Raw genomic sequence first — 11,075 nt, forward strand, 5'->3', positions numbered from 1 at the left:
CTCCCACATGTCGGTTTCTCGCAGCCGCCTCGCAATTTCGATATCCCGCTGTAGTGCACTGAGTCGGGGTGGCTCCCTGGCTCCTTGGGGATCGGATTCTTGACGTGCTCCCGAAAGGGAATCTGGACTGGCGATTCACAGCAAATCGGATAGAGACGCGCGAAAATTGTCTACATGCCGCTGAATATAAACCGACACATCGGTAAGCATGTCCACTGTTTCGTTGAGGTGACGCGCCAGGTTTGGCTCAGATCTCCACAGCGATTCTTTTCTCGTCAAAACCGCTGATAGTAGATCGTCATCGTACCAACCCGTGACAGATTCATCTGGAGCGGTGTCACGCAGGAAATCTAGAGCGACAGGCAAGAGCCAGCGTAGGCCCACGTCTTGGCCGATCAGCCGACGCATGTCCTCGACCGAGAGATCCTTGACGGGGCGACGCCGCAGTTCGTGAACACTCCGCACCAAGTTCGTGGTGTGGGTCGGCGGATCTGGCCATCGATCACCCTCCAGATCTTCGATCGACCTTTCCATGTCGACACAATCTGACAGCATAATTAAAACGTTCCTCGCAATTGCACTATTAGCGATGTCCGATCGAATGCAGGAATCCATTGAGGCGATCCAATTCGGAAATCACCTCTTTGCGTTTCGTGAGAAGGACTTCCAGACCTCGATCAGTCAATGACGCCGGAGGGCTTTCCATCTCTCGCTCCAGCACCCTCCTGACCCGATCCAGCCCGTCGCGCGCCTGCGTCAGTTCGGCGATGTGGTCAAAGGGTGTGCCGTTCTCCTTTCGGGCGACAACTTGTCCGTCTGCTTCTCGTCTAGCCGCATCGTAATGGTTGTGGTTCGGTTGGGAGTTGATATCCCCAAGAGGGTCTTTCTTTATATTCTCGAACTTTTCGATGGATCGCTGCGCAGCCGGGCTCAATCCCAACTCACGACAGCTCTGGGGCGCGAGACCCAATACATCCGACCACATGTGAGGGTTGTGGACGTAGGTTGCCGGGTTGGGTGCCGGTGCGAGTCCGAGAGGATCGGGGGTGAGGTATCTGGCGGTTTCGGGGTCGTAGTGGCGGAAGTAGTTGTAGTGGAGGCCGGTTTCGGGGTCGTAGTACTGGCCGGGGAAGCGGAGCGGTGTGTAGGTGGTGCTGTTCGCTGCCCAGGCTGTGGTGCCCCAGAGGGTGCTTCGGGTGTGCCAGGCGATCTCGCCCTGTTCGTCCACGAGTTCGCTCGGGGTGCCGACGAGGTCGGTGACGATGGCGAAGAAGCGGGAGTCGATCTCGTCCTGGGGGGCGTCGGCGGTCGTGGTGATGCGTTCGGTCTGGGCGATCGGGCGCAGGCCCTGGTGGTCCCAGGTGAGGGTGACCGGGTGCGGCAGCGACACGGAGGACGTCGTCTGTTCGCAGAGTGTCGTGCCGTCCCAGGTGAAGACGACCCGCTCGACGGCCGTTTCGCCGTCTTCCGCGAGGCGGAGCTTTGCCGTGCGGCGGCCGAGCGGGTCGTAGGTGTAGCGCCAGCGCGTGCCGTCCGGGGTGGTCACGGACGTCAGGCGGTCCTCGGTGTCCCACTCGTAGCGCCAGGTGTCCGGCTTGCGGGAGAGGCGGGTCTTCTGGCGCAGGGTGATGCGGCCGAGAGCGTCGTGTTCGTAGCGGACATGGCCCGCGCGGGTGATGCGGGTGCCCTCGTACGCGCGGGGGCCGGTGGCCTCCGCGCCCGGGTGGGAGGCCGGCCAGGACGCCTGCGTCTGGTTGCCCGCCGGGTCGTAGGCGTACGTCTCCGTCCAGTTCGCCGCGTGCACCGCCGTCACGCGGCCCGCCGCGTCCAGGTCGAAGCGGCGGGGACCGGAGAGTCGGTCGTCGACGCCGATGAGGTTGCCGTCGGCCCGGTAGGTGTACGCGCGGGACTGGACCGTACGGCCGCCCGCGCCCGTCACCGACTGCGAGGTCAGACGGCCGAGTGCGTCGAAGCCGTGCTCCAGGGTGACCGTCTCGCCGATGTGGCGGGCCAGTTCGCGGCCTGCCACGTCGTACGTGAAGTCGATGGCCCGGCCGCAGGCCACCATCCCCGTGCGGCGTCCGGCCGCGTCGTAGGACCAGGTCGTCGTCGCCCCGGTGGGGGTCGTACGGCCCGTCCGGCGGCCCCACTCGTCGTAGCTGTACGTCAGTTCGCGGCCGTCGACCGTCTCCGAGCGCACCCGGCCGAAGCGGTCCCGCAGCACGGTCAGCGTGGTGCCGTCCGGGCCGGTCGCCTGGGCGAGCTGGTCGGTCAGGTCGTACGCGTACGTCGTGACCTGTCCGGCCGCGTCCTTGCTGAGTATCTGGCCCAGCTCGTTGCGCTCGAAGGTGACGACGTCGCCAAGTGCGTCGGAGCGTGAGGCCAAGCGGCCGGCCGCGTCGTACCTGTACGTGAGTGTCCGGCCGTCGAAGTCGCTCTCCGCGACGAGCCGTCCGGCCGGATCGTATGCATAGGACCAGGTCAGACCCTGCGGGTTGATGACCTCGGTCAGGCGCAGCTCCGTGTCGTGCTTGAAGGCGTAGCGCACCCCGTCGGGACCGGTCCGGGCCGTCAGCAGGTCGAAGTGCGTGTACTCGAAGCGGGTCACTCCGCCGAGCGGATCAGTGCGGCTGGTGCAGTTGCCTTCACCGTCGTACGTCCAGGTCTCCGTCGTACCGTCCGGTGCCGTACGGCGCGCCAGGTGCCCCTCCACCGTCCACTCCAAGCGGGTCACCGCGCCCGTCGGGTCCGTGATGGTTGTGGGACGGCCGAAGGCGTCCCGCTCGTATCTCGTGACGGCGCCCAGTGAGTCCGTGATCTCTGTGGGGAGTCCGGCCCGGTCGCAGCGGACCGTCGTCGTGCGTCCCAACGGGTCGGCCACCGAGGTGAGACGGCCCGCATCGTCGTACGAGAGGTGGGTGGTGCGGCCCGCCGGGTCGGTCACCGACGTGCGGTTGCCCCGTTCGTCGTATGTCTGCCGGATGACGGTTCCATCCGGGTTCGTCACCTTCACCGGCAGGCCGAGTTCGTTGTACTCGGCCTTTGCCTCGCGACCGTCGGGCCGTAGGACTGCGACCACGTTGCCCGCCCCGTCGTAGCGGAACGAGGTCGTGTGACCGAGTGGATCGGTATGGGACAGGAGCCGGTTGCGGCGGTCACGTCGGAATCGGGTGACCGACCCGTTCGCGTCGATCTCGGCCGTCGTCTGCATGCGGTCGTTGATCAGGTACCGGGCGATATGCCCGTGCGAGTCGGTGAGGGTGGTGACCCGCTGGCCCGTTTCCGGGTCGGTCGTGTCGTAGCTGAAGGTGGAGCGCTGGTGGCCGGCGGCCCCCGACTGGTGGACGCAACGGTCCCGGTCGTCGTAGACGTACTCGAAGCGACTGCCGTTCGTGTCGGTCCATGACGTGATGCGGCCGTGTTCGTCGCAGCCGAAGCGCAGCGGACGTCCGGACGAGTCGGTCACCTCGGTGAGGTTGCCGTCGGTGTAGCCGTAGCGGACTATCTCCTGGTCCGAGCCGCCGCTCGCGGCTTGCTTCAGGCACAGGCCGGTTATTCGTTCGTGCGCCGTGGTGATTCTCAGGTGGCGTCCGCCGCTGCTGAGGATGCCGGTGGGCGCGCCGTGGGCGTCGTACTCGAAGGCGATCCAGTTGCCGTTGCGGTCGTCGATCTGGTCGAGGAGGGCGAGGTCGTCGGAGCGGTCGCTGAAGTGCCAGGTCCGGAGCGTTTCGGGATCGGTGACCGTGTAACCGCCGTCCTCGCGGTCCAGGAGCCAGCGTGGACCGTGTGAGGGCGGCACCGGGACGCCCGGTGCGGGATGCGGGTAGGACAGCAGCAGACCGTCCTCGGCCACGAAGACGACGCCCTCGGAGTCGACTTCGAGGCGCTGGTCGACGGTGGACGACCAGGTGGGCCCGAACCAGCGTCCGGCTCGGTAGGACGACTCGAAGGAACGCTTGAAGACGAGTGGCAGGGAGCCGGGCAGGGAGATGTCGGTCTGAGGAAGGACCATGCTGCCCGTGGCCACGTCGACGGGGTCCTTCAGGCAGACCCTTTCCTCCGGGCGTCGGCTGGTGCTCTCAGGCGTCTCCGTCGCCCCACGGCGTGCAGCACTCCGTGCCGTCGTCTCCAGCCCTTCTTTTGCTCCCCCCTTCAGTCCGCCCCGCGCCAGCCCCAGCCCCTTCCCCCCGATCAGCTCGGGGATCAGGCGGCCGACGCCCTCCGCCGGGTCCTTCTTGAAGCCCTCCCAGGCCGACTTCAGCGCGCGGTCGGGATGCGTGGCGGTGGAGACCAGGCCGGTGATCGTCATGCTGACGTTCTGGACGTACTGCGCGGGGTGGGTGAGGTTGTACACGTCGAGCGGGTTCAGGCCGCGGACGAAGGCCACCGTGCCGGCCACGCCCTTGACCGCACCGCCCACGACGTGGGTGAGTTCGGTGTTGACCGCCAGGTAGCCGTCTTCGAGGTTCGACCCGACCTGGCTGAGCAGCGACGGCTCGGCGGGCGCGTGGGCGAGGGCGGCGCGGACCGAGGCGGCCGCGGTACGGCCGGCTTCGTCGCGCTGGCGGCGGCCCTCGGCGAGCTTCTCCTGGGCGCGCTTGATGTCCGCGGCGCCCGGGTCGCTGAAGGGTTCGGGGCGCGGGCCGGGCTCCTCGTTCGCCTTGACCTTGGCGTTGTAGGCGTCGACACGCTTGTTGTACGCCTCCACCGCCTGCTCGGACGCCTTCTTGCCCTTCTCGTACAGGTCGATGGCGTCCCGGGCCTGCGCCTGGGCCCAGGCGACCGTGTCCGCGAAGTCGTCCAGCGCCTTGCCCGCCTTGTCGCAGGCGTCCGCCGCGTGCAGCCACTTGGATGGGTGCATGGCGAACTTCTCGCGGAAGGTGTCGGCGGCCTCGCCCTTCCACTGCGAGGAGTCCAGCTTGCGCATGCCCTCGCCGACCGTGTCGAAGGCCTTGCGGAAGTCCTTCAGGTGGGAGGCGGAGGAGCGGATGGACGAAGGGCTGCCGTGGATCAGCTGGGCGGCCAGGTCGGTCTCGCCGAGTTGCTTCTCGCCGGGCGTGGCGCCGAGTTCGGAGGCCAGGCTGTCACCGACGGACTCGACCACCTTGGCCGCCCCGCCGGCTCCGACGTGGTCCAGGCCGTCCGCGAGGACGTCGGTGCCCTTGTCGATGCCCTCACCGACGAGCTTCTTGCCCGCGTCGCCGATGTCGTCGAGTCTGCCGAGTCCGGAGTTGACCAGATCCCCGAAACCCATCAGCCGTTCTCCCCGCCCTGCCGGGGCTGCGGGGCCTGCTGCTGGGCCTGCTGCTGCGGCGCCTGCTGCTGAGCCGCGGTCTGGGCCCGCTCCTCGGCGGAGGGGCCGAAGGCCGCGTCCAGCATCGCTTCCGTCTGTTCATCGGTGGCACCGGTGAACTGCTGGAAGTTCAGCGGGCTGGGGACCGGCCCCGCCCCTGCCTGGGTGAGGACGTCGCGGGCCGCGTCGTTCCAGCCCTGCTCGATGTTTTCCTTCGCCTGGTCCCAGGACTCCTGGCTGTAGTCGGGATTGCTGAGCGAGTCCATACCGGAGCCGAAGATCTCCCCCCAGCCCTGCCGCACGGCCTCGTCCTCGGAGAGATGCGGGTTGCTCCACGCGGAACTCGCGGCGATCTTCAGGGTGTTGCCGACGTACTGGTCCCTCTCGTACAGCGTTCCCGCCGCGAGGCCCACGTGGTGCGCGAAGAGGCTGCCCTCCTCGACGAGCGCGCGCACACCCCACTCCCAGCGCTCGCAGAACGACGTGAACGCCGACTTGAGGTCGTCGTAACCCAGGTCCAGCCCGGACAGCGCCAGTTGGGAGAAACCCCTGCCCTGTCCGGCCATGCTGTCGACGCCGAGTTCCTTCAGCTCGTCGAGGGTCAGGTTGATCCCCTTGGCGATGCCGTCCAGGCCGGTCGCCTGTATGTCCTTGCCCCCGCCGGCGCCTGCGTCACCGCTCACCGCGGTCCCTCCCCGTTCACCGTGTCCCCGTCCACATCTACGGCCGCCGCGTCCGGCACGATCCCCACGACCGGCGGGAACAGCACGCCATCGTCCTCGCTGCCCACGTCCAGGGCGACCCCGCACGGGACGCCCGTCGCCGGAACGCCGGCATCCAGCAGGCGTGCTCCGAGCACCCGTTGGTACGCCCACTCCCGTGCGCCTTCACCCCTCGCGAACGCGAATCGGGCCAGCGCCGACTCGTCCGAGAAGGCGTAGATCCAGCGGACGCCGCCGTAGTCACCGACCAACGGGTCCTCGTTGTCGTCGAGCGGTACGAGGACGGGCGTACGGCGGAACTCGCCGAGCAGGACGGCGAATTCGCGGCGGGCGCGGGTGAGGTCGTCCGTGGGGTCCGAGGGCGAGGCCGGTGTGGTGGGCGGCTCAACGGCCTCCGAGCGTGCGCCGGGCGAGGGCGAGGGCGAAGGCGAGGGCGAAGGCGAAGGCGAAGGTACGCTGTCCCGCGCGGCCTGCCCGGCCGGGTCGTCGTCCGAGTCGGCGCTCTCCACGTACTCGTACAGCCGGGACCTGGATATCCGTCCCTCCGGGCTGCCGCCGCCCCCTCCTTCAGCCATGCCTGGGATCATCACATCCGCATATTGTCGAACGCAACGCGGATCGCCGGCCGTGGCGGGATCCGGCTGTGGGGTGGGCGAGGACTCGCTGCCTGAACGGTCACTCGCTGACGTGGGTGAGACGCGGCGGACCGCCTGATGTCCCTCCGGCACCACGGCCTGGGCAGCGAACAGCACCACCTCCACACCGCTCTGCTTCCCCGGCCAGTACTACGACCCGCGAAGCCGGCCTCCCCTACGACTACTTCCGCTCTTACGAGCCGGAAACGGCTCGGTACGTTACGTCGGGGACCCATGGGGACTGGCTTCCGCGCCCAATCCGCCAAGGTGCCGGGCGAAGAACCGCAGCGTGCTGTCCATCTCGAATGCCGGGACCTCACCGTGCTTGCCGGAGTTGGCGTGCAGCGTCTTCTCGGTTGAGGCGAAGGCGTCGAACAGTGCCAGGCTCTGGGTCCGTGGCACTCGCTCATCGTCCCACTGCACGAGGAACTCCACCGGGACGGTGATCCGCGCGGCGGTCGCGGCTGACACCTCAGCACCGCCCAGGCCCAGCACCGCCGCCCGGACCCGCGACTCGGCGGCGATAAGCGGGACACCGATCACGCAGCCCAGCGACACACCCCAGTAGCCAACTGGGCCGATGCCAACACGACTGAGCTGCTGGACCGCGTTGAGGACTGTCTGCCATTCCGGCACAATCCGGCGGACAACGAGCGCCTGGAAGCTGGCGATCAACGGGGCCAGTCCCTCACTGGCGTCAAGCCGGGCCTCGTACTCGGTCGCGATCCGGGTGAACTCCTCATGTTCCGGCCGGTCACCGTGGCTAGGCGCATCGACCGCCACCACGGCGAAACCGCACTCGGCCACGAACCGGCGCGCACGGTCCACGATGCCAGGGTCCTTCTTGTCCTGACCGCCGCCGTGCCCCATTGCAATCAGGGGGCGGGTCCCGTCGGCACCTCGTGGAGTCCACAGCACGCCAGGGATGTCGCCGAGGAGAAAGATCTGTTCAAAGACGCCGTTGGACGACGTCTCAGAGGTAAAGCGCAGAGTGTTCCGGGGTGCCATAGGGGTACCGATCCCGTGTCAGGCGACGTTTGCTCGGCAACGATTTCGCGTAGGCGCTTGTCCTGGGCGTGCTGACGAACCCCCGCACCCACGACCGTGGCTGCGGGCTCAGCCCATTTTGCGCCGGACCGGTGTTCCCCGGGCGGGGTTCGCCGCTGACTCCTCGGCCGACGACACCTCCCGGCGCCGGAAAGTTCCCGCGGCCAGAGTCAGCGGGCCGATCAACAACACGAGCACCGCGACAGCGCCGAGCGCGACCGGCAGGCTGGTCAGCTCGGCGACCCCGCCCACCATCGGAGGGCCGAGCAAGAACCCGCTGTAGGCAATGGACGTAGCGAACGCGACCTCACGCTCACCACCGCCCCCATCGGCCCGTCGCCCAGCCGCACCACTCAACTCCATGACGACGGGAGACGCGTACGCCAAACCGACGCCGGCGACAGCGAAGCCGGCGAAGGTGAAGGCGGGCGAAGGCGCCGTGACCGCGGTGGCCAGCCCCAGCCCGCCGATCGCCGCACCCCCGATGAGCATCCGTGGTGCGCCCCAACGACGCTGGATCGCCTCACCGCACAAGCGGGTGCACGCCATGGTGATCGAGAAGCACGAGTAGATCAGGGCGCCGGTGGCCTCGCTGAGACCGCGCTCCTGCACACCGAACAGCGCCGACCAGTCCGCGGTCGCTCCTTCGGCTATCGAGGCACACAGTGCCACGCCGCCGAGCAGCCACAGCGCCGGTCGCCTGAACGGTGCCCGCCCGGCGCGCCCGCTCTCTGCGCGCACCCTCAGTAGTTCCTCGACGGGAATCCAGCGGGCGATGCCGACGGTGACGCCGCCGCAGATCACCGCGACGATGACAAAATGACGGCTCGGTGCCAATCCTTGTCCGGCCGCGACCGCAGCGCCGACCGAACCGGCCAACGTGCCGAAACTGAAGGCCGCGTGGAACAACGGCATAATCGCCCGACCGGTCCGCCGGGTCGCTGTCACGCCGGACACGTTCATCGCCACGTCCATCACGCCGACCATCGCGCCGAGCACGATCAGCAGCAGGCCGAGCGCCGCGGGCGACCTCGCCAGTCCCAGAGCCGGAAGCATTGCGGACCCGGCAACGCCGGACACCGTCATCACGACGCGAGCGCCGAACGCCGCGCACAGCCGACCGGCGAGAATCGAAGCGGCGATCATACCTGCGCTGGCACCGAGCAGGGACAGCCCCAGCGCACCCTCGTCCGCACCGATCTGCGCGGCCAGCGCCGGCACCCGAGGGGCCCACGAACCAAGCAGCGCGCCGTTGAGAACGAACGCACCGAATACCGCGATCATTCCCGGGTCCCAGCCGCCGGCTCCGTCCGGATGGGTACCCGTCATGTCAGCTCCGTCCCGGCCCGGTCCTGGGCCCTCAACCTGCCTCAGCCCCGAAAAGACCGCACCTCGCAAAGACAGAGGCCCCGTCAGCACACCGATGAAAACTCATGAACGATCGAGGCTAGTCCACACAACTCACGGTGATCAACGGTGGCCGCACCCATGTCCGCACCCCTGTGGCCAAGTGCTTCGGTCGCCATTGAGCGGTTTCAGTTGGCCGCTCTGGTGTGCTCAGCGCGGATCTCCGTCGTCGAGGTCAGCGAAGAGGACGCCTCGCCTGGCGACCCCGGCCGCTACTCCAGCCACGCCCCCTCGCGCATGAGGACTCTGCCGCGCAGTTCCGGCTCGCCGCGCCAGGCGAACACAGTCTTCGGCGCCACGCATATATACAGAAAGGGGCCTTCCTCCGCACGTGGGTCCCACCCGAACGTGTCGGCGAACGCATCCGCGGCGTCCTCCGGCACGCCCTGGTCCGAGAAGCACTCCGCCTCCCCCTGGAGGAGCACCACATCGAAGGTGTCCGGCAAGGCCAGGCGCACACGGGGATCCTTTCGCACGTTACGCGCGGTCGCGGAGGTCTCCCCGGTGCACATCCACACAGCCTGCCCGTCCCACCAAAACCACAGCGGCACTTGATGCGGGCCGTGATCCGGATGAGCCGTCGACACCCATATATCCCGTTCTCCAGCGAGCCGTTCAAGAGTGTCGCGCCTGCGCTCCGGCACATCACGACGAGCGATTCCCGTGGTTTGCATGAACGCCGACGCTAATCTGCGGCTCCGAAGCGCGCATGAGGCGTTGGTCCTACTCCCAGCGACCGACAAGCCACTCAGCCCGCCGCTTGGAAGAGCTAAGCCTGTGGAGTATTGGAAGGTCACCTGGTTGCATGAATTCCAGTCCGAACCGATCTGCTTTTATAGCGAGATCGGGGAAGATGGATACGAAGTCTGGAAGATTCAAGGATATCGAGATGGGCGAAAACTGAAGGCTGACAGCTCCCATGAAACAAGGGAAGTGGGTTTGAGTGAAATCCCTGTGGGTTCTATTCGAGACGTGGCCGCGCAGCCAGAATTTCTGGCATCCTTGATCACTCGGGAGGAATTCGAGCAGGAATGGGAGAGCGCTTTTTGGTCCGCCACGTGACAGGGCATAACGTCTGTAACTGCTCGTTTCCGTAGGCAGTGAGCCGTTCCTACCCTGGGCGCCGATCAGCTAGAGAAGATGTGCCCAGGGATATCCGACCCGAACACGGGCGATGACCTGAATGACGAAAGTAGCAAGACGTGATCCACGAAATGGAAGACATCCAGCAGGAGCTGCATCGCCTCTCGCATCGACCGACTCCCGAAGAGGCGCCTCCCGTTCTGTGTGCATTCGAAGTGCGGACAAGCGTTCCGGTGGAGGAGTACGGCACCAGAATCAAATCCGTCATCAATTCTGCATTGATACTGGCTGTGTCTCATTCTTTCGATGGAGATGATCTACCCGTAGACGATGTGCCCGCCTGGTTCTCCGCTGCAAGTGGCGCCTCACCCACGACCGCACCCGAGTTCGCAAGACAGGGAATGCAACGCTACGCGGCGACCTTCAATGGGGGAAGATGGGAGCTGCAAGAGTGGCTGTACCAGTTCGATCCCGACTCGGAGTTTCGCGGCTGGGCCTGGTGGGACCTGACTCAGTCCAGTGACAACCGAGTGTGCATCTGGGTAGACAGCTGGGGTGAATCCTTCTTTGCGTGTGACGAACTCCGATGGGCCGCATACGTGTCAGGCGGCGAGGAAGTCGAAGGTCCGACTGTGACCAACGCCTTAACTTGGGTTTCCCAGACTACGTGAAGATCCGGTGTCGGCGGCGTTCCGCAAAGCGTGCTGCATCGCCGGCTCTGGGGCCCCGATTCCCCGCTGCCCTAAACATCTCCATACGCCTGCGCACCTTCCGCGTAGGCGGCCCTTCGCACATCTCCGCAGCACCTAGTCAGAGCCAGGAGTTCGGGAAGTGATCACGGACATGGGCACCGCCCATCAGATCCTGATGTCCACCCCGGCAGCCCCT

9 protein-coding genes are annotated in these 11,075 nt (G+C 66.8%); 2 read left to right on the forward strand and 7 right to left on the reverse strand.

The annotated features are described in order from the left end of the window. Positions 1–135: 135 nt before the first annotated feature. From ACWD0J_RS40430 to ACWD0J_RS40460, 7 genes are all read right to left on the reverse strand, one after another. Positions 136–534, reverse strand: coding sequence for a contact-dependent growth inhibition system immunity protein (locus ACWD0J_RS40430; RefSeq protein ID WP_451500857.1), 399 nt, complete (start codon positions 532–534; stop codon positions 136–138). A gap of 49 nt (positions 535–583) precedes the next feature. Continuing rightward, positions 584–5,254 (reverse strand): putative T7SS-secreted protein, encoded by a 4,671-nt coding sequence (locus ACWD0J_RS40435; protein ID WP_451500858.1) that lies wholly within the window; start codon positions 5,252–5,254, stop codon positions 584–586. Next, a complete protein-coding gene (locus ACWD0J_RS40440; RefSeq protein ID WP_451500859.1) occupies positions 5,254–5,976 on the reverse strand; it encodes a hypothetical protein in 723 nt (240 codons plus the stop codon). The genes ACWD0J_RS40435 and ACWD0J_RS40440 overlap by 1 nt, the downstream gene beginning before the upstream one ends. Beyond that, entirely contained in the window at positions 5,973–6,590 is a 618-nt protein-coding gene (locus ACWD0J_RS40445; protein WP_451500860.1) for a hypothetical protein, read from the reverse strand. Before ACWD0J_RS40445 ends, ACWD0J_RS40440 begins: the two co-directional genes overlap by 4 nt. Before the next feature lie 279 nt (positions 6,591–6,869). Then, positions 6,870–7,640: a dienelactone hydrolase family protein gene (locus tag ACWD0J_RS40450; protein ID WP_451500865.1), complete on the reverse strand. Its 771-nt coding sequence runs from the start codon at positions 7,638–7,640 to the stop codon at positions 6,870–6,872. A gap of 126 nt (positions 7,641–7,766) precedes the next feature. Continuing rightward, complete coding sequence (locus tag ACWD0J_RS40455) at positions 7,767–9,026, reverse strand: MFS transporter (RefSeq protein WP_451500861.1); 1,260 nt, start codon at positions 9,024–9,026, stop codon at positions 7,767–7,769. A 290-nt stretch (positions 9,027–9,316) separates the two neighbouring features. Then, the gene (locus tag ACWD0J_RS40460; protein ID WP_451500862.1) at positions 9,317–9,778 is read right to left on the reverse strand and encodes a pyridoxamine 5'-phosphate oxidase family protein; all 462 of its coding nucleotides are present in this window, start codon (positions 9,776–9,778) and stop codon (positions 9,317–9,319) included. On the opposite strand from ACWD0J_RS40460, the gene ACWD0J_RS40465 reads away from it, so the two are divergent. Further along, the gene (locus ACWD0J_RS40465; RefSeq protein WP_451500863.1) at positions 9,777–10,166 is read left to right on the forward strand and encodes a DUF6881 domain-containing protein; all 390 of its coding nucleotides are present in this window, start codon (positions 9,777–9,779) and stop codon (positions 10,164–10,166) included. The two genes, ACWD0J_RS40460 and ACWD0J_RS40465, sit on opposite strands and share 2 nt — an antisense overlap. 140 nt (positions 10,167–10,306) lie before the next feature. Then, a complete protein-coding gene (locus ACWD0J_RS40470) occupies positions 10,307–10,858 on the forward strand; it encodes a hypothetical protein (RefSeq protein WP_451500864.1) in 552 nt (183 codons plus the stop codon). Positions 10,859–11,075 lie beyond the last annotated feature (217 nt).

The organism is Streptomyces sp. NPDC003011 (assembly GCF_053591515.1).

Bases quoted from the DNA above. Each gene is read 5' to 3' on its own strand.
- ACWD0J_RS40465 (WP_451500863.1), top strand. From the start codon at position 9,777: ATGAACGCCGACGCTAATCTGCGGCTCCGAAGCGCGCATGAGGCGTTG.
- ACWD0J_RS40460 (WP_451500862.1), bottom strand. From the start codon at position 9,778: ATGCAAACCACGGGAATCGCTCGTCGTGATGTGCCGGAGCGCAGGCGC.
- ACWD0J_RS40430 (WP_451500857.1), bottom strand. From the start codon at position 534: ATGGAAAGGTCGATCGAAGATCTGGAGGGTGATCGATGGCCAGATCCG.
- ACWD0J_RS40435 (WP_451500858.1), bottom strand. From the start codon at position 5,254: ATGGGTTTCGGGGATCTGGTCAACTCCGGACTCGGCAGACTCGACGAC.
- ACWD0J_RS40445 (WP_451500860.1), bottom strand. From the start codon at position 6,590: ATGGCTGAAGGAGGGGGCGGCGGCAGCCCGGAGGGACGGATATCCAGG.
- ACWD0J_RS40455 (WP_451500861.1), bottom strand. From the start codon at position 9,026: ATGACGGGTACCCATCCGGACGGAGCCGGCGGCTGGGACCCGGGAATG.